Annotated in this window: 17 protein-coding genes; 4 read left to right on the plus strand and 13 right to left on the minus strand. The window is 69.0% G+C overall.

Features of this window, described 5'->3' with window-relative positions:
* The 10 genes from sucD to N5K27_RS24505 all read right to left on the minus strand — a co-directional run.
* Positions 1-855 (minus strand): succinate--CoA ligase subunit alpha (sucD, locus tag N5K27_RS24460; RefSeq protein WP_279819773.1); only part of this gene is annotated, 855 nt, incomplete at its 3' end.
* Positions 856-890: 35 nt separating this feature from the next.
* On the minus strand, positions 891-2,054 hold the full coding sequence (gene sucC, locus N5K27_RS24465; protein ID WP_087837304.1) for an ADP-forming succinate--CoA ligase subunit beta: 1,164 nt from the start codon (positions 2,052-2,054) through the stop codon (positions 891-893).
* A 373-nt stretch (positions 2,055-2,427) separates the two neighbouring features.
* A complete protein-coding gene (locus N5K27_RS24470; protein ID WP_279819777.1) occupies positions 2,428-4,053 on the minus strand; it encodes a hemagglutinin in 1,626 nt (541 codons plus the stop codon).
* Positions 4,054-4,121: 68 nt separating this feature from the next.
* The gene (locus N5K27_RS24475) at positions 4,122-4,424 is read right to left on the minus strand and encodes a hypothetical protein (RefSeq protein WP_165963096.1); all 303 of its coding nucleotides are present in this window, start codon (positions 4,422-4,424) and stop codon (positions 4,122-4,124) included.
* A gap of 56 nt (positions 4,425-4,480) precedes the next feature.
* Positions 4,481-4,969, minus strand: coding sequence for a recombination regulator RecX (gene recX, locus N5K27_RS24480; protein ID WP_087837306.1), 489 nt, complete (start codon positions 4,967-4,969; stop codon positions 4,481-4,483).
* Positions 4,956-6,035, minus strand: a complete 1,080-nt coding sequence (recA, locus tag N5K27_RS24485; RefSeq protein WP_087837307.1) for a recombinase RecA — start codon at positions 6,033-6,035, stop codon at positions 4,956-4,958. Before recA ends, recX begins: the two co-directional genes overlap by 14 nt.
* Positions 6,036-6,165: 130 nt before the next feature.
* Positions 6,166-7,206 (minus strand): MaoC/PaaZ C-terminal domain-containing protein, encoded by a 1,041-nt coding sequence (locus tag N5K27_RS24490; protein ID WP_279819780.1) that lies wholly within the window; start codon positions 7,204-7,206, stop codon positions 6,166-6,168.
* A complete protein-coding gene (locus N5K27_RS24495) occupies positions 7,199-8,086 on the minus strand; it encodes a CoA ester lyase (RefSeq protein ID WP_279819782.1) in 888 nt (295 codons plus the stop codon). The genes N5K27_RS24490 and N5K27_RS24495 overlap by 8 nt, the downstream gene beginning before the upstream one ends.
* Positions 8,087-8,126: 40 nt before the next feature.
* Positions 8,127-8,864, minus strand: a complete 738-nt coding sequence (locus tag N5K27_RS24500) for a GntR family transcriptional regulator (protein ID WP_087837310.1) — start codon at positions 8,862-8,864, stop codon at positions 8,127-8,129.
* Between the two features lie 11 nt (positions 8,865-8,875).
* Positions 8,876-10,075, minus strand: a complete 1,200-nt coding sequence (locus tag N5K27_RS24505; RefSeq protein WP_087837311.1) for a CoA transferase — start codon at positions 10,073-10,075, stop codon at positions 8,876-8,878.
* Positions 10,076-10,188: 113 nt separating this feature from the next.
* Between N5K27_RS24505 and N5K27_RS24510 the strand changes: the two genes are divergently transcribed.
* The 3 genes from N5K27_RS24510 to N5K27_RS24520 all read left to right on the plus strand — a co-directional run bounded on the left by N5K27_RS24510 (position 10,189) and on the right by N5K27_RS24520 (position 13,394).
* Positions 10,189-11,166: a tripartite tricarboxylate transporter substrate binding protein gene (locus N5K27_RS24510; protein WP_087837312.1), complete on the plus strand. Its 978-nt coding sequence runs from the start codon at positions 10,189-10,191 to the stop codon at positions 11,164-11,166.
* Between the two features lie 79 nt (positions 11,167-11,245).
* On the plus strand, positions 11,246-11,935 hold the full coding sequence (locus tag N5K27_RS24515; RefSeq protein ID WP_087837313.1) for a response regulator transcription factor: 690 nt from the start codon (positions 11,246-11,248) through the stop codon (positions 11,933-11,935).
* Between the two features lie 16 nt (positions 11,936-11,951).
* A complete protein-coding gene (locus N5K27_RS24520; protein WP_279819788.1) occupies positions 11,952-13,394 on the plus strand; it encodes a sensor histidine kinase in 1,443 nt (480 codons plus the stop codon).
* A 13-nt stretch (positions 13,395-13,407) separates the two neighbouring features.
* Here N5K27_RS24520 and N5K27_RS24525 read toward each other — a convergent pair whose 3' ends face one another.
* Genes N5K27_RS24525 through N5K27_RS24535 form a run of 3 tightly spaced genes read right to left on the minus strand, consistent with a single transcriptional unit; the run spans position 13,408 to position 16,527 of the window.
* A complete protein-coding gene (locus N5K27_RS24525) occupies positions 13,408-14,511 on the minus strand; it encodes an aromatic ring-hydroxylating dioxygenase subunit alpha (protein ID WP_279819791.1) in 1,104 nt (367 codons plus the stop codon).
* 34 nt (positions 14,512-14,545) lie between these two features.
* Positions 14,546-15,523, minus strand: coding sequence for a PDR/VanB family oxidoreductase (locus tag N5K27_RS24530; RefSeq protein WP_087837315.1), 978 nt, complete (start codon positions 15,521-15,523; stop codon positions 14,546-14,548).
* A 20-nt stretch (positions 15,524-15,543) separates the two neighbouring features.
* Positions 15,544-16,527, minus strand: a complete 984-nt coding sequence (locus N5K27_RS24535; RefSeq protein WP_087837316.1) for a tripartite tricarboxylate transporter substrate binding protein — start codon at positions 16,525-16,527, stop codon at positions 15,544-15,546.
* A 126-nt stretch (positions 16,528-16,653) separates the two neighbouring features.
* Here N5K27_RS24535 and N5K27_RS24540 point away from each other — a divergent pair, with 126 nt between their 5' ends.
* Complete coding sequence (locus tag N5K27_RS24540) at positions 16,654-17,550, plus strand: LysR family transcriptional regulator (protein ID WP_132979429.1); 897 nt, start codon at positions 16,654-16,656, stop codon at positions 17,548-17,550.
* The last annotated feature ends 85 nt before the right edge of the window (positions 17,551-17,635 follow it).

Raw genomic sequence — 17,635 nt, forward strand, 5'->3', positions numbered from 1 at the left:
CATCTCGGACGGGTTCTTGGTCGTCTTGATGCCGCAAGCTTCCATGATGTCGAGCTTGGCCTGGGCCGTGTCGGCGCCGCCGGAAATCAGCGCGCCGGCGTGGCCCATGCGCTTGCCGGCCGGAGCCGTCACGCCCGCGATGAAGCCGACCACCGGCTTCTTCATGTTGTCCTTGGCCCACTGGGCAGCGTTCACTTCGTCCGGACCGCCGATTTCGCCGATCATGATGACGGCGTCGGTGTCGGGATCGTCGTTGAACATCTTCAGCACGTCGATGTGCTTCAGGCCGTTGATGGGGTCGCCACCGATGCCGACGGCGCTCGACTGGCCCAGGCCCAGTTCCGTGACCTGCGCCACGGCTTCATAGGTCAGGGTGCCCGAGCGGCTGACGATGCCGATGCGGCCCTTGCGGTGGATGTGGCCGGGCATGATGCCGATCTTGATTTCGTCGGGGGTGATCAGGCCGGGGCAGTTGGGTCCGAGCAGCAGCGTGCGCTTGTTCTCGGCGCGCATGCGGTTGCGGACTTCCAGCATGTCGCGGACGGGAATGCCCTCGGTGATGCAGATGGCCAGGTCCAGGTCGGCCTCGACGGCTTCCCAGATGGCGGCGGCGGCGCCGGCGGGCGGCACGTAGATGACCGACACGTTGGCGCCGGTGGCGGCCTTGGCTTCGGCGACGTTGGCGTAGATGGGCACGCCTTCGAAGTCCTCACCGGCCTTCTTGGGGTTCACGCCGGCCACGAAGCAGTTCTTGCCGTTGGCGTACTCGCGGCACATGCGGGTGTGGAACTGGCCGGTCTTGCCGGTGATCCCCTGCGTGACGACCTTGGTATCTTTGTTGATCAGAATCGACATTTCGAGTCCTTAATATCCTGTGCTGGGCGCAACGATTACTTCTTGGCGGCGGCCACGACGGCGGTGGCGGCTTCGGCCATCGTGTCGGCGCTGATGATGGGCAGTCCGGAGTCGGCCAGCATCTTCTTGCCGAGCTCTTCGTTGGTGCCCTTCATGCGCACCACCAGCGGCACGCTCAGGCTGACGGCCTTGCACGCGGCGATCACGCCTTCGGCGATGACGTCGCAGCGCATGATGCCGCCGAAGATGTTGACCAGGATGGCCTTCAGGCCCGGGTTCTTCAGCATGATCTTGAAGGCTTCGGTCACCTTCTCGGCCGTGGCGCCACCGCCGACGTCCAGGAAGTTGGCCGGCTCGCCGCCGAACAGCTTGATGGTGTCCATGGTCGCCATGGCCAGGCCGGCGCCGTTCACCAGGCAGCCGATGTTGCCGTCGAGCTGGATGTAGGCCAGGCCGAACTTGCTGGCTTCGATTTCGGCGGGGTCTTCTTCGTCGGTGTCGCGGTAGGCCACGATCTCGGGGTGGCGGAACAGCGCGTTCGAATCGAAGTTGAACTTGGCGTCCAGGGCGATGATCTTGCCCGAGCCGGTGACGATCAGGGGGTTGATCTCGGCCAGGTCGGCGTCGGTCTCGACGTAGCAGGTGTACAGCTTCTGGATCTGGTCGGCCGCGTCGGCGATCGAGCCTTCGGGAACGCCGATGCCGCGGGCCAGTTGCGAGGCTTCCTCGGTGGTCAGGCCCTTGGCGGGATCGACGAACACCTTCAGGATCTTCTCGGGCGTGGCGTGGGCGACCTCTTCGATCTCCATGCCGCCTTCGCTCGAGGCCATCACGCAGACGCGCTGCGAGCTGCGGTCGGTCACGATGCCGACGTACAGTTCCTTCTTGATGTCGGCGCCTTCTTCGATCAGCAGGCGGCGGACCTTCTGGCCTTCCGGGCCGGTCTGGTGCGTGACCAGCTGCATGCCCAGGATCTGGCCGGCCAGCGTGCGCACTTCCTCGATGGAGCGGCCCAGCTTGACGCCGCCGCCCTTGCCGCGGCCGCCCGCATGGATCTGGGCCTTGACGACCCACACCGGGCCGCCCAGTTGTTCAGCGGCCTTGACGGCCTCGTCCACCGAGAACACGGGGATGCCGCGCGGAACGGTGACGCCAAATTTCTTCAGAAGCTCTTTGCCCTGATACTCGTGGATTTTCATGCGGAGCCTTCGCTGTCGGGTAGACGTTGAATGTTCGGTTGGAAAAGACCAGCGCCATGACGGGTCATGCGCCTGGATACGGATGGGGATAGCCCAGGCGTAGCCGCGGCCGGGCAAACAAAAGCCCACGGACCTGTGCTCGGGACGAGCAAAGTCGCGGGCTGTCGCATAGCGAGGCGATTGGCGGTTACGGGCATGCGCTAAGGTGCCGATTGCATCGGGGGCGCCGGCAGATTCCGGGCGTGGCCGGGAGGCAATGGGCGGGCGATAAAACCCGGAGAGTATAGCACCCCTGCCCCCGGCTTCCTTCAGCCCCCGGCGGGAACGCCCTCCGGCACGCGCGCCGGACGCCAGGCGCGCCCGGCCCCTTGGGCTACTGGACGACGACGGTCAGGGCCGAGCCTGCCGGCACCGCCACGGTTTCCGAGTACGACGCGCCCGACGGCCGGCGCACCACGGGGAAATGGCCCGAGGCCTTGAGCGTGGACGGCGAACTGGACGGTAGCGTGCGCAGCGATGCGTAATCGGGGCCGTTGATGGCGGGCAGGTCGTAGCCGCCCTGCGTGCGGCGCGGATAGCCGAACCCGGCCGGCGGCGATGCGGGCAGCAGGGCCAGCGCCGCGCCCCAGTCCCGCAAGGCGGGCCGCGCGCCCGCTCCGCCCGCCTGCCTGACGGCCTGGTCCAGCAGGGTGAACGAATCGGTGGACGAGGTGCCGCGCAACAGGCTGCGATAGAAATCCGTGCCGTATTGCCGCAGCAGGTAGCCGCCGAAGTTGGCGGCGATGGGATACGAGAAGCAGCTGGAGGACACGCTGGCGTCCCAGCCACGGATGTAGTCGCAGTTCTGGCTCTGGTGCAGCCAGTTGCCGTAGTCCCCGTCGCGCAGCGGGTTGAAGCCCGGCACCACCCGGCCCGAGGCCAGGTCCTCCATCATCAGGGCCGAGGTCTCTTCCAGCCAGACCGCGAAGCGGTTGTCCGGACTCACGCCCGTGCGCGCGGCCCGCTGGTAGAAGTTGACCATGTGGGTCATCTCGTGCGCCAGCGTCGTATAGCCGGTATTCCGGCCCGCCTGGCCGCCCAGGTACATGGTTTCGGTGTCCAGGAACAGCACCACCGCTTCATTGCTGAGCGCCTCGTAGCTTTTCAGGAAGGCATTGGCGCTGAAGAAATAGCCGATCACGCCCCAGGGCTTGCCATCGGGCGTGATGTTGGACAGCACGATGTGCAGGTCCTGGTCGGGACCGATGTAGCCGCTGCCGACGGTGGCGCCCCAAGGCGCGCCCGCGAGATCGGTCACGATGGGATAGACGGAGTCCTGGTTCGACGAGAACCGGCTCTTCAGGCTGTCCAGCAGGGCCTCGCTCACCTTCGCGGCGGACCGCTCGCCGTCCTGCACCCAGATGTTCAGCATGCGCCCGTCGGTGGCTGCCCAGCGGCGGGCCAGGGTGGCCTGGAACCGCGTGCCGCTGCTGTCCTGCCATTCCCGCGTATCGCCTTCGACCGCCGCCCGCACGGCGGTGGCAGGGCCCTGCCGCGTCGATGCCCGGGGCTGGGACGCGCGATCGACCGGCGGCTGGTAGTCGCGGATGTGCGCGGGAATCTGGTTGACGCCCGGCAGGTGATCCGGATCGGCCGGGGCTTCGATTTTCGATGAGGCCGCGGGACGATCCGCCACCGAGGCGCTGATCGAGGCCATGCCCGCATCGCGGTCGGAAACGTTGGTGAAGACCAGCGTGACGGTACGGCCATTGACGCCATTGAGAGCGATCGGCACCGACGTGCCCGAGCTCGAACCGCTATTGTCGTAGCGCCAGATGCCCACGCCGCTGCCGCGGTAGGTCTGCGCATCGGCGGCGCCGCATTGCGCGCCGCTGCATGCCACGGACAATGCCCCCGATCCGGAGACCTCGCCGCCCCCGCCGCCACCACAGGAAGTCAGCAGCGCCGCCAACGCAATCCCGGCCAGTGTCCGGATGGTACCCACGGTATCGCGATTCATCTTGCCCCCGCAGAAGAAGCTTACGCGCAACATACCATGGCGCGCGGACCAGGGCCTGTTCACAGGCCCTATCGGATGGACTGCACCTGCAACTGGGCGGGCATCCCGCCGCCCGCCTCGCCGGCGGCGCGGGCCACCGTGCCGGTGACCGTGACGGTGCGCGATTGCAGGTCCTGCATCTGCTGACGGGTCAGGCCGCGCAGGTCCCATTGCCGGTCGCCCGACTCGAGCACGGCGACGACGAAGGGCTCGTTGCCCTTGAGCACGATGCGTCCTTCCAGCGTGATCACGTCGCCCGCCCGGGGGGCGGGCTGGGCACAGGCCCACAGGCTGGACACACTCAGGCACAGGGCCAGCAACAATGCACGCATGGCAGCCTCGCGGCGAAAGGGGATGCGGAAAGTGTACGGGCGTTCCGGCAAGCGGCCTAGCCCTGGCCGTCGTCCAGGTCGTCGAGGTCCACGCCTCGCAGCACCTGCCTGATGGTGGCCTGGCCGAAGCCCCGGGACATCAGGAAACGCACCTGCTTGGCACGCTGGCTGGCATCGGCCGGCAGCGTGCCGAAGCGCTTGCGCCACACCTCGCGCGCCCGGGCCAGTTCGGTGGCTTCCAGCGTGTCCCGCAGTTCGGCGATCTGCGTGTCCGCCACGCCGTGCTGGCGCAGCTCATGCATGATGCGCAGGGTGCCCTGCTTGGCCGCCAGCCGGTGCACCACGCTTTGCGCATAGCGCTGGGTAGACAGCCAGCCTTCCTTCTCCAGGCTGTCGAGCACGGCGCGAACCTCGTCCTCTTCCCCGAAACGGGCCAGCTTGCGGCCCAGTTCCAGGCGGCTGTGTTCGCGCCGGGACAGATAACCCACCGCCCGGGCCTTCAGCGAAGGGCCGGAGGCGGGCTTGCCGTCATCACTCGTCTTCAAGCTCGGCTTCGGTCACTTTGCCGGCGCCGGCCACCCGGGCTGCCACGCCCAGGCTGTCGCGCACGCGGTTCTCGATCTCGATGGCCATTTCCGGGCGTTCCTTCAGGAACTCGCGGGCGTTGTCCTTGCCCTGGCCGATGCGCTCGCCGTTATAGCTGAACCACGAACCGGACTTCTCGACGATGCCCGCCTGCACGCCCAGGTCCAGGATCTCGCCTTCGCGCGAGATGCCGGCGCCGTACATGATGTCGAACTCGGCGCTCTTGAACGGCGGCGACACCTTGTTCTTGACGACCTTGACGCGGGTCTCGTTGCCGATGACCTCGTCGCCCTTCTTGATGGAGCCGGTGCGCCGGATGTCGAGGCGGACCGAGGCGTAGAACTTCAGCGCGTTGCCGCCGGTGGTGGTTTCGGGGTTGCCGAACATGACGCCGATCTTCATCCGGATCTGGTTGATGAAGATGACCATGCAGTTGGTGCGCTTGATCGAGGCGGTCAGCTTGCGTAGCGCCTGGCTCATCAGGCGGGCCTGCAGGCCGGGCAGGGAATCGCCCATCTCGCCTTCGATTTCGGCCTTGGGCACCAGCGCCGCGACCGAGTCGATGACGATCAGGTCGACCGCGCCCGAGCGCACCAGCGCGTCGGTGATTTCCAGGGCCTGCTCGCCGGTGTCGGGCTGCGAGATCAGCAGGTCGGTCAGGTTCACGCCGAGCTTGGAGGCGTACTGGACATCGAGCGCGTGCTCGGCGTCGATGAAGGCGCAGGCGCCGCCCAGCTTCTGCATTTCGGCGACGACCTGCAGCGTGAGCGTGGTCTTGCCCGACGATTCCGGGCCGTAGATCTCGATGACCCGGCCGCGCGGCAGGCCGCCCACGCCCAGGGCGATGTCCAGGCCGAGCGAGCCGGTGGAGACGACCTGGATGTCGTGCTCGACCTCGTTGTCGCCATAGCGCATGACCGAGCCCTTGCCGAACTGCTTTTCGATCTGGGACAGCGCGGCGGCCAGGGCCTTGGTCTTTTCGTTCTGGGCAGCGGCTGCGGCCTTGGAAGCTTTGGTGTCGTCCATTCTGGGATCCTTGGGTTGATGGGCGAATTATGGCACTGCCCGACACTGTATAAAAAAACAGTATGGGACTGCAAGCTCCCAGGCCAAATTAACAACGGAATTCTGGAAAAACGGACGCGGAGGCGTCCGCTCAGTACCCCGCCCTGGCGTAGGGGTTGCTCCCCCGCCGGTACACCATCAGCGCGCGCCGGTAGCGGTTGATCATCTCCCCCCGCTGGTTGCGCGCCTCGGTCAGCACCGTCACCACGCCCTGGTCGGGCCGCGAACCCGACAGCCGCGTGCCCTCGACCGTGGACCGGGCCTCCAGCGTGTCTCCCGGCATCAGGTCGGCGCCGAACTCCACGTCGGTCCATCCCAGGTTGACGGTGACCCGGCCGAAGGTGCGCGTGGACAGCGCCACGGCCACGCCTATCCCCCAGGTCTGCGGCACGACCGGCGCCGCCAGCCCCAGCGCCTGCGCGCAGGCGTGGTCGTGGCTTTGCGGCTGCCACTCCATGGCGCGCAGCGCGTGCAGCGTGGATTCCTCGGCCAGCAGGGTCTTGCGGGGGCTGTGAATGAAGGTTTCCCCCTGCCGCAGGTCCTCGAAGAACAGGCCGGTCTGCTCGACCCAGGCGCCGTCCCCGCGCGCGGCATGCGACAGGAAGCGGGCCTCGTCCGAGGCCGAAGCGCCGGCGATCACGTCGGGCCCGGCCGCGCCGTGCCACAGCTCGGCCACGTAGCGCAGCTCGGCCACCTGCTCGCCGCGCTGGTTGTAGCCGCGCGTGAGCAGGCTGGCGCGCCCCAGGTGCGCATCCACCGGCTCGGTGGCCAGCACCTCGGTCTCGACATACAGGGTGTCGCCGCCGAACATCGGCCGGGTCAGCGCGATATTGGACATGGACACGATGCGGCGCCGCCGGCCGAAGGTCTTGGAGGTCATGCCGATCAGCCGCTGCAGGGTCAGCGTGCTGACCATCAGGGGCCGCTTCCAGTCGGTCAGCCCGGCGTAGCAATCGTCGTAGTGGACCATGGCGGCGTTGATGGAATCCAGGGCCTCGGCCACGTTGTCCTGTTGCGAGAACGTGATGCCCGGCCGATGGACGAAACGCTGCCCGGCGGACAGGTGCTCGAAGCCCAGGCCGAAACGCTCGGCATACAGGCCGTCTCCCAGGTGGTAGTAGGAACTATGCATGATGGTCTCCAGCGGCGGATGGGTTCGGCGCGGCGGCACGCCGCAGGATGCGCAGGGCGCTCTGGTAGACGGGCTCGTCCACCATGGTGGCGCCCACCGCGCAGGCGCGGCGGCCCGCGCGTTCGTAGGCGGCGGCCACTTCGCTCGCCCACGCCAGCCGGCGCGGATCGGGCGCGAAGGCCTGCACGATGATGGGCCACTGGCGCGGATGGATGGCGAGCTTGCCGGAGAAGCCCATGGCGCGCGCCCGCTCGCAATCGGCGCGCAGGCCGGCGTCGTCGTCGATGGCGATGTGCGGCACGTCCAGCATGGGCACGCCGCTGCCGGCGGTCTCGAACACCAGGCGCCCGCGTACGTAGGCCAGCGCGTCCCAGGCGTTGTCCGCGCCGGTCTCGGCGCTGAAGTCCGCGGCGCCGAAGGCCATCGCCGCCAGCCACGGTCCGGCCTGCGCGATGCCGGCCGCGCGGCGCACGCCCTGCGGCGACTCCACCAGCGCCATCAGCCGCAGCGCGGGATTGGCCGCGGCCGCGTGCGTGCGGACCATGCGCAATTCGGAGGCGTCCTCGGCCTTGGGAACGGCCACGAGATCCAGGGCGGGCAAGGCGCCCGCATGGGCCAGCGCATAAAGGTCCTCCAGGCCCGCGGGCGTCTGCGGGGAAGACACCCGCAGCGCCACCATGGGCGCGCCCGGACCGGCCGGGGGCAGCGCCGCCAGCCAGGCCAGGGCGTCGCGCCGGGCGGCGGCCTTGTCGGCCGCCGGCACTGCGTCCTCGAGGTCGATGATGACGCCCGGCGCGCCGCCGCGCAGCGCCTTGTCGTAGCGGTCGGGCCGGTTGCCGGGACAGAACAGGAAGGTGGAAGGAACGACGGGATGGGTCACGCGGGCTCTCCGGGACAAGGTCGCGGCCCGCGCGATCGGATCAGCCGATCGGCTCTCGCCGCATCACGGTGCTGAACAGGTGCCGCCCTTCGGGGAAGAGCCCCACCGAAGCGACGATCAGGTCTTTCTTGGCGCCGTAGTACCAGGTGCGCGTGCGCAGCGTCGGCGTGCTGAAGCGCGTCTGCAGCAGCCCGGCCTGCGCCCGGGTCAGCCGCACGGCATCGATTTCCTGGCGGATTTCGCATACCCGGTCGCCGCGCCGCTCGGCCAGCCATTCGGCCACCGAGGCCCGGTAGCCGTCCAGTTGCTCGAGCGCGTCCGCGTACAGCGGCGGGACGTGGTGTTCGCTGTAGACGACCGGCGGCGCGCCCTCGGCCTGCCGCAGGCCGGTCACCCGGACGAAGCGCTGGCCGGCGGGCAGCCGCAGCGCGCGCGCCGCCCCCTCGTCGCCGTCGACCTCGCGAATGTCCAGGATGTGGAAGCGGAAGCCGCGGGTGAAGCGCAGGATGTCGTCCACCGTGTTGCCCACGTGCACGAAATTGCCCGAGGGCTGCGCCGACTCCACGCGGGTCCCGATGCCGGGCCGGCGGCTGACCAGCCCCTGCACCTCCAGCTCGCGCAAGGCCCCGCGCACGGTGATGCGGCTGACGTTGAACTGCTGTCCCAGTTCGTTCTCGGTGGGCAGCAGGCTGCCGGGCGGATACTCGCCATCGCGGATCCGCCGGATCAAGGTCTGGGCCAACAGCTTGTACTGCGAGCCGGCACTGCGCTGGAACATGAGGCGACACGTCAGAGAACACCAAGGGTCCTTAGTCTACCTTGCTCCTCTTCGCCGATCCCGATGCCGGCCAGCAGCTCGCGGGTATCGGCGCCCATGGCCGGCGCCGGTCCGACGGCGGCCGCCGGCCGCGACGTGCGCAGCGGACTGTCCAGTACCCGCAGCGCGCCGCCGCCCGCCAGGTCGACGCGGCGGATGCGGCCGTCGGCCTGCGCCAGGGGCGCGTCCAGCGCCTGCCCCACGGACCACACGGGCGCGGCGGGCACCGTGCCGGCGAAATGCCGCATCCACTCGGCCGTGGTGCGGGCCGACAGCGCCTCGTCCAGCAGGCGGGTCAGCTCCTCGCGATGCCGGCCCCGGGCGCCGAAGTCGACGAAACGCGCGTCCGCGATCCACTCCTGCCGCCCGATCCGCTCGCACAGGTTGCGCCAGAATTTTTCCTTGTTGCACATCAGGTAGATCCAGCCGTCGCCGGTGCGATAGAGCTGGCACGGCGTGAGCGAGGGATGGCCGGACCGGGGCTGGCGGTCGGTCTCGGCCGCGCCGTTCAGGTACCACGCCGCCACGTAGTTGAGGTTGAACAGCGCGACGTCGTACAGGCTGGTGTCCACGTCGCATCCCTTGCCGCTGCGCGTGGCCTCCAGCATGCCGCTGAGCAGCCCCACCGACATCATCACGCCGGTCATGTAGTCGACCAGCGACAAGCCCATGCGCGAGGGCGCCGTGTCCGGCTCGCCGGTCAGCGAGAAATAGCCCGCCTCGGCCTGCATCAGATAGTCGTAGCCCGGCCAGGCCGCGCGCTCGCCGGTGCGGCCATAGGCCGATATGTGGGCGCAGACCACGGCCGGATTGACGTCCTTCAGGTCTTCGTAGGTCAGGCCCAGCTTGCCCGCGACGTCGCCGCGCAGGTTGTCGACCACGCCATGGGCCGTGGCCGCCAGCTTGCGGAACACCGCCCGCCCCTCGGGGTGGGCGAGGTTCAGCGTGATGCTTTTCTTGCCCTGGTTCAGGCTCTGGAAGAACAGGCTTTGCGCGCTGTCGGGCAGGCCGGCCAGGAAATGCGGCCCGACCTGCCGCGACACGTCGCCGCCCTGCGCGGCCTGCTCGATCTTGATGATTTCGGCCCCCAGCGCGGCCAGCAACTGGGTGCCGAAAGGCGCCGCGCCGTACTGCTCGACGGCAAGAATACGGAACCCGTGAAGTAGCGACATGAAGCTCCCCGGACGGTGTGGGACAAGGACATCTTGAGTTTGTTATAACAATATATCAAAATCCGGAAACAGAAAAGCCGACCGATGGCACTATTCCCGAGGAGACCCTTCCCATGAACAAACTGCTCTTACTGCTCTGCCTGGCCTTGGGCCTGGCCAGCCAACCCGCCCAAGCCGACCAGGCGTTCCCCAGCAAGCGGGTACGCGTGGTCATCCCCTTCCCGCCCGGACAGGGGTCGGACATCCTGGCCCGCGCCATCGGCGACAAGCTGGCGCAGAAATGGGGGCAGCCCGTGGTGGTGGAGAACCGCGCCGGCGCCAACGGCTCCATCGCGCTGCAGGAAGTGGCGCGGGCCGAGGGCGACGGGTACACGCTGCTGGTCACCTCCAACTCTCCGGTCGTGATCAACCCCAACCTGTACAAGCACCTGCCCTACGACGTGGGACGCGACTTCCAGCCCGTCGCGCTGCTGGCCGGCACCGACATGCTCATGGTGGTGAACGCGCAGTTCCCGGCCACCACGCTATCCGAGGTCATCGCCCAGCTGAAGGCCAATCCCGGCAAGTTCAGCTACGGATCGCCGGGCACGGGCTCCACCAGCCATCTCAGCATGGAAGTCTTCAAGCAACTGGCGGGCGTGGACATCGTGCACGTGCCCTACAAGGGCAGCCCGCCGGCGTTCACCGACCTGATCGGCGGCTCGATCAAGCTGATGATCGACGCCCTGCCCAGCGCCATGCCCCAGGTGAAATCGGGCCGGGTCCGGGCCATCGCCATCACCAGCAGCGACACGCCGTCCACCCTCATGCCGGACGTGCCGCTGGCCAGCAGGGCAGGCCTGACCGGCCTGCCGGGACGCGCCTGGTACGGCATGTTCGCGCCCAAGGCCACGCCCCCCGCCACCATGGCGCGCATCGTCGCCGACGTGCGGGCGGTGCTGCAGACGCCCGATATCGTCGCCAAGCTGCCCCAGCTCGGCCTGGAGGCCGTGGAACCCATGACGCCCCAGGAATTCGGCCGCTTCGTGGACAAGGAAACCGCCTACTGGGCCGACGCGACGCGCCGCACGGGGATGTATCAGATCGAATAGCGATAGTGACGGGGACGCGCGCCTGGGGGACAATGCATCGGGGCCCCTCGACGCATTCCCCCGAAGCTACAATTCCCCCATGCGCATCCTCATCGCCGAAGACGACAACATCCTTGCCGACGGCCTGTCCCGCTCCCTGCGCCAGAACGGCTACGCAGTCGATGCCGTCCACGACGGACTCGAGGCGGACTCCGCGCTGGCGGCGCAACCCTTCGACCTGCTGATCCTGGACATCGGCCTGCCCCGGCTCTCGGGCACCGAAGTCCTGCGCCGCCTGCGGGCGCGCAACTCGCACATGCCGGTCCTGATCCTGACCGCCGCCGACAGCGTGGAGCAGCGCGTCAAGGGGCTGGACCTGGGCGCCGACGACTACATGGCCAAGCCGTTCGCGCTGTCCGAGCTCGAGGCCAGGGTCCGGGCGCTGACGCGGCGCGGCGCGGGCGGCGGCCCGGCGGTGCTGCGCCATGGCCGTCTGGCCTTCGACCAGGTCGGCCGCGTGGTGACCATAGACGAGCAGATCGTCGAGTTGTCCGCGCGCGAAGTCAGCCTGCTGGAAGTCCTGCTGTCCCGCAGCGGCCGCATGGTCAGCAAGAAACAGCTGGTGGACCACCTGTGCGAATGGGGCGAGGAAGTCAGCACCAACGCCATCGAGGTCTACGTGCACCGGCTGCGCAAGAAGCTGGAACCGGGCGGCGTCAAGATCGCCACCGTGCGCGGGCTGGGATACTGCCTGGAACGCGAGCCCGGCGCCCAGCACGGCGCGGCTTAGGACCTGTTCCGGGAGCATGGACGACGACCACAAGGGGCCGCAGCCCATCCCCGCCGTCGAACGGCCGGCGCACTCGCTGTTCGGCGAGATCCTGGACTGGATGCTGGTACCGCTGTTCCTGCTGTGGCCGGTCAGCGTCGCCATCACCTACGTGGTCGCACAGTCCATCTCCGTCGCTCCCTACGACCGCAGCCTGGCCAACAACGTGCTGGCCCTGGCCCAGCAGATCAAGGACGTCAACGGCCGGGCCCGGCTGCAACTGCCGGTCTCAGCGCGCGAGATGCTGCGCGCCGACGAAACCGACAGCGTGTTCTACCTCGTGCTGGGCAGCCGCGGCGAATACCTGGGCGGCGACCGTGAACTGCCGCTGCCGTCGCTCGAGCGCCCGCTGCCCGGCATCGTCCAGTATCGCGACGACGTGATGCGCGGCTTCGCGGTGCGCGTGGCCTATACCTGGGTGTCGCTGCCCACGATCCCGGGCGCGCAGCCGGCGCTGGTGCAGGTGGCCGAGACGCTGGAGAAACGATCGCAACTGGCCAACGAGATCATCAAGGGCGTGGTGCTGCCTCAGTTCGTGGTGCTGCCGCTGGCGGTGGTGCTGGTGTGGTTCGGCCTGTCGCGCGGCATCGCCCCGCTGGGCCGGCTGCAGGCGCGGCTGCGCGCACGGCGGCCGGACGACCTGTCGCCGATCGACGATCGCGAGGTGCCGCAGGAGATCGCGCCGCTGGTCGGCGCCATGAACGAGCTGCTGCAGCGCCTGTCGGCCAACGTCGACGCGCAGAAGCGCTTCGTCGCCGACGCGGCGCACCAGTTGAAGACCCCGCTAGCCGGCATACGCACGCAGGCCGAGCTGGCGCTGCGCAATGCGAGTCCGGAAGACATGGAGGCCAGCCTGCGGCACCTGATCTCGGGCGCCGAACGGGCCACGCGCCTGGTGAACCAGTTGCTGGCGCTGGCGCGCGCCGAGGACAAGGGCAGTCCCGTGGACGTCTCCGCCCGGGTCGACCTGCTGGCCATCGCCAGCGACCAGACGCAGAACTGGGTGCACGAGGCGATGGAGCGCGGGATAGACCTGGGCCTGGAAGGCCCGGAAACGCCGGTCCTGGTGGCCGGCAACGCCCTGCTCCTGGCCGAGCTCGTCAACAACCTGATCGACAACGCGCTGCGCTACACCCCGGGCGGCGGCACCGTCACCGTGCGCGTGGCGGCAGCCGCCACGGGCGCGACGCTGGACGTCGAAGACTCCGGCCCTGGCATCCCGCCCGAGGAACGCGAATTGGTGTTCGACCGCTTCTACCGGATCCTGGGATCCAACGCCGAAGGCAGCGGGCTGGGGCTGGCCATCGTGCGCGAGATCGCCCAGCGGCACGGTGCCACCCTGGCGATATCGGACAACTCCCAGGACACCGCCTCCGGCATGCCCGGCACGCGCATCAGCGTGAGCTTCCCGCCGGCCTGAAGCCCGCGGCCGCTCAGAAGTCCAGTCCCGCCTCCCGCGCCGCCATGTCATACAACGCGCGGCGCATCAGCAGGCCGGGCTTGTCGGGCGCGAAATTGAGGTCGAACTGCGGTTCGGTGTCGCGCGTCACCACGTCCAGTATCCACTCCAGCGCATCCACGTCCTCGAGATAGGCCTTGGACGAGGCCTCGTGCAGGTAGGCGTCGGCGGCCGGATCGTCGAGGTTGGAGTCGCGGCTGTTGAACCACCAGTAGTGGATGCTGCCGTTGGTCTCGGGCGTGAAGGCGTGGGTGATGTTGAAGCGATAGGTGCGCGGCGCGCCGCCGGCATCGTGGTTGTCGACGATGCGGGCGAAGGCGACGTGCAGGCCGGGCGAGGCGAAGCGGGCCTCGGAATAGCGGTCCACCGGCTTGCCGGTCAGGCCGGTGGGCACGCCGTAGACGTCGGGCGGCGGCGAATGCTTCAGCGCACGGTCGATGATGACCACGTCGCCCTCCTGGCGCACGTCCAGCTTGCTGCGCGCGTACTCCGGCGTGCCGATGGCGCCGGGATGCAGGAAGGGGAAGTGGGTCTGGTCCAGCAGGTTCTCGTGCATGGAAACGTAGTCCGCCTTCATGTGGAAGGACCCGCCCACGCTCTTCCATGCCGGGCTGGCCAGCCAGCTCGTGTCCGGGATCAGGGCCGGGTCGGCATGGTCGGGATCGCCCATCCATATCCACACCAGCGGCGCCCGTTCGACGATCGGAAAGCTGCGCACCTGGGCATGGGTGGGGACCAGCGGCATGGACGGCATCTTCACGCAGCGGCCGGAGGGATCGAAGCGCATGCCGTGATAGCCGCACATCAACTCGTCGCCGTCCAGGCGGCCCCTGGCCAGCGGAAAGGAACGGTGCGGACAGCGGTTGCGCACTGCCACCGGCTCGCCGGCTTGGGTGCGGTACAGGGCGACGTCCACGCCCAGTAAACGGCGGCTGCTCAGCTCGCGGGTGATCTCGCTGGACAGGCCCGCCACGTACCAGCAGTTGCGCACCAGCGGCGTGGCGTGGTCGGCGAAGCCGCCGGGCTCGAAGGAAAAGTCGCTGCGGAGTTCGGGAATGGGGTCGGCGATGCGGTTCATGATGGCGCGCTCCTGAAGGAATGGCTCGGAATGGTCAGGCGTCCAGCACCAGGCGCGTGCCGCGGATGCGCGACACGCAGATGCACAAGGTCTGGCCCGCGGCACGCTCTTCTTCGCCCAGATAGCGATCGCGATGATCGATGGGGCCGTCGGCGGAGACGACGGGCAGCGGGCACAGGCCGCATTCGCCGCGCGCGCAGTCCCACAGCACCGGCACGTCGGCCAGGCGCAGCGCATCCAGGATGCTGGCGTCGGGGCCGACCTGGACGGTCCTGCCCGTGCGGCGCAGTTCGACCTCGAAGGCCGTCTCGTCGCCCGTGGGTCCGGCGGTGAACACTTCGCTGCGCACGCGGCCGGGCTCCCACCCCAGCGCGGCGCCTGCCTGGTGGGTAGCGGCGATCATGGACGCGGGGCCGCACACATACACGCGCACCCCGTCCGGCTGCGAGGCGAGCAGGCCGCGCAGGTCGAGCACGCCCGCCTCGTCGCTGTAGTGGAAGCGCACGCGGTCGCCGGCCACCTGTTCCAGCACGTCGCGATAGGCCATGGCCGACGGATCGCGTCCGGCATACACGACGCTGTAGCGACAGCCCCGGCGGGCCAGGCTGCGCGCCATGGACACGATGGGCGTCACGCCTATGCCGCCGGCGATGAGCAGGGTGCGGGCGTCGCGCCGGTCCAGCGGGAAATCGTTGACCGGCGCGGCGACGCGCAGGCGCGTGCCCGGCGCGAAGGTATCGTGGATGAAGGCCGAGCCGCGCGCCCGGTCCTCCCTTTGCACGGCGATGCGATAGACGTGCCGCGGATCGTCCGGGCCGGCCAGTCCGCCTATCAGCGAATAGTGCCGCACGATGGGCCCCCGCTCGCGCGACACCATGTGCAGCGCCACGTGCGCCCCCGGCTCGTAGCGCGGCAGCGGCCGGCCATCGGCCGAGGCCAGCAGATATTCCTTGATGCGCGGCGTCAGCGGCCGGGCCCCGGCCACCACCACCTCGAAGTGCTTGCTTGCCACGACTGTGCTCCCGTGCGGCGTCAATCCAGGTGGATATCGGCGCCCTTGATGATCGGTCCCCACTTGGCGATTTCCTCGTCCACCAGCCGCGCCATGTCGCGCGGCGGCATGGCATAGGCCTCGTAGGTGAAGGTGGCCAGTTTCTCCTGCACGTCGGGCGCCTTCAGCGCGGCGGCGATGCCTTCGTTCAGCCGCTGCACGATCCCGGCCGGCGTGCCCTTGGGAACGAACAGGCCGTTCCAGCCGCCGACCTCGAAGCCGGCCGGTCCGCCGGCCTGCGCCACGGTCGGCACCTCGGCATAGCCCGGCAGGCGCTGCGGCGCCGCCACGGCCAGGAAGCGCACCTTCCCGGACTGGTAGACGGGCCCGGCCGACACGGGCGTTCCCAGTGTCCAGTTCACGTCTCCCACGGCCACCGACTGGAACAGCTGGGCCGATTCCTTGTAGGGCACGTGCATCATGCTCGTGCCGGTGGCCGCCTCCAGCAGCAGCCCGCCCAGGTGCGCCGGACTGGCCACGCCCCAGGATCCGTACGAGACACCGCCGGGCCTGGCCTTGGCCGCGGCGACGAGATCGCCCATCGTCCGCCATGTCGAACCGGCGGGTACCACGATGAAGAAGTAGTTGCGGACCAGCGGCGTGACCGGATCGAAATCCTTGCGCACGTCGTAGGGCAGCCTGGCGAACAGGTAGGGCTGGGTGCCCACGTGGTAGCTGTCCATGTGGACCAGCGTGTAGCCATCGGGCGCGGCGCGCCGGCCGGCCTCGAAGGCGAGGAAGCCGCTTGCGCCGGGCCGGTTCTCCACGATCACCTGCTGCCCCAGCGTGGCGGTCAGCTTCTCGGCGACGATGCGCAGCAGCACGTCGGGCCCCTGGCCCACGGCGAACGGCGTCACGATCTTGACCGGCCGTGCCGGGTAGCCCGGTCCGGCGGCCCCGGCGGCGGCCGATGCCCCGGCCAGGACGGCGGTGGCCAGCATGCGCAGGATCGGCGATTTTGGCATGGGAGTCTCCTCTTGATGGATACGGGGACGTCGCTTGCGCCCCCATTGTTGGAAGGCATTTTATTAAGGAATAATGGCGAATATTTGTTCAAAAAATAGCTATCAGTAATCTCGAACTGGAATAAATTGGACGCCATCACGCAACTGCGCACCTTCACCACCGTCGTCGCCTGCGGCGGCTTTTCCGAGGCGGCCCGGCAGATGGACGTCGTCCCCTCGGTGGTGGCCAAGCGCATCCGCCAGCTGGAAGCCACCGTGGGCGCCCGGCTGTTCGACCGCACCACCCGCACGGTGCGCCTGACCGAAGCGGGCGAGAAACTGCACGCCCGCGCCGGCGTGCTGGTGGCCAGCTTCGAGGACCTGGTGCAAAGCGTGGAGCGGGATGCCTCCAAGCTGGTGGGACACCTGCGGATCGCGACGCCGACCACGCTGACCACGGTCCGGCTGGGGCCGCTCTTCAATGCCTTCCTGGCGCGGCACGATGGCATCACGATGGAGATCTCGCTGGTCGACCATTCCACCAACCCCGCCGAGCGGGACTACGACCTGGCCATCAGCGGCAGGCCCGCCAGCTACGAAGGCGTGGTCGAGATCCCCCTGTGCCCGGTGGACACCATGCTGTGCGCGGCGCCCGGCTATCTGGCGCGCCACGGCCGGCCCCGCCATCCCCAGGCCCTGACCGAACACGCCTGCCTGGTCTTCAAGCCGTCCGGCCGCGCCTGGCATTTCCGCAGCGCCCGCGGCGACATCAGCCTGGACATCCCCCCGCGGCTGGTGGCCGACGACAACCTCACGCTGCGGGACGCCGCCCTGTCGGAACTGGGCATCGCCGCCCTGCCCGCCTACGTCGCCCGCCCGGCGCTGGAGGCGGGCACGCTGGAGACGGTACTGGACGATTTCCCGCTGCAGGAAACCTGGTTCAAGGCCTATGTCCCGCGGCGCAGGCAGCACGTCGCCCGTGTCTCCGCCCTGGTCGACTGGCTGGTCGCCCACCTGCGGCCGGACGTCCCGCCCGCCCGCTGATCCCCGCCCCCGCGGCGTCTCGCCGCCGCCACGCCTGGACGCCGCCCGCGCGCCTGCGGGAAACCCCCAGTCACGGCCGCTCCCG

Origin of the sequence: Pigmentiphaga sp. GD03639, from assembly GCF_029845405.1 — a bacterium.
Taxonomy (GTDB): Bacteria; Pseudomonadota; Gammaproteobacteria; order Burkholderiales; family Burkholderiaceae_B; genus Pigmentiphaga; species Pigmentiphaga daeguensis.

What these genes read in the sequence shown, in the direction of transcription:
- sucC (WP_087837304.1), bottom strand. Translation starts at nt 2,054, where the DNA reads ATGAAAATCCACGAGTATCAGGGCAAAGAGCTTCTGAAGAAATTTGGC.
- N5K27_RS24470 (WP_279819777.1), bottom strand. Translation starts at nt 4,053, where the DNA reads ATGAATCGCGATACCGTGGGTACCATCCGGACACTGGCCGGGATTGCG.
- N5K27_RS24475 (WP_165963096.1), bottom strand. Translation starts at nt 4,424, where the DNA reads ATGCGTGCATTGTTGCTGGCCCTGTGCCTGAGTGTGTCCAGCCTGTGG.
- recA (WP_087837307.1), bottom strand. Translation starts at nt 6,035, where the DNA reads ATGGACGACACCAAAGCTTCCAAGGCCGCAGCCGCTGCCCAGAACGAA.
- N5K27_RS24490 (WP_279819780.1), bottom strand. Translation starts at nt 7,206, where the DNA reads ATGCATAGTTCCTACTACCACCTGGGAGACGGCCTGTATGCCGAGCGT.
- N5K27_RS24500 (WP_087837310.1), bottom strand. Translation starts at nt 8,864, where the DNA reads ATGTTCCAGCGCAGTGCCGGCTCGCAGTACAAGCTGTTGGCCCAGACC.
- N5K27_RS24505 (WP_087837311.1), bottom strand. Translation starts at nt 10,075, where the DNA reads ATGTCGCTACTTCACGGGTTCCGTATTCTTGCCGTCGAGCAGTACGGC.
- N5K27_RS24510 (WP_087837312.1), top strand. Translation starts at nt 10,189, where the DNA reads ATGAACAAACTGCTCTTACTGCTCTGCCTGGCCTTGGGCCTGGCCAGC.
- N5K27_RS24515 (WP_087837313.1), top strand. Translation starts at nt 11,246, where the DNA reads ATGCGCATCCTCATCGCCGAAGACGACAACATCCTTGCCGACGGCCTG.
- N5K27_RS24520 (WP_279819788.1), top strand. Translation starts at nt 11,952, where the DNA reads ATGGACGACGACCACAAGGGGCCGCAGCCCATCCCCGCCGTCGAACGG.
- N5K27_RS24525 (WP_279819791.1), bottom strand. Translation starts at nt 14,511, where the DNA reads ATGAACCGCATCGCCGACCCCATTCCCGAACTCCGCAGCGACTTTTCC.
- N5K27_RS24535 (WP_087837316.1), bottom strand. Translation starts at nt 16,527, where the DNA reads ATGCCAAAATCGCCGATCCTGCGCATGCTGGCCACCGCCGTCCTGGCC.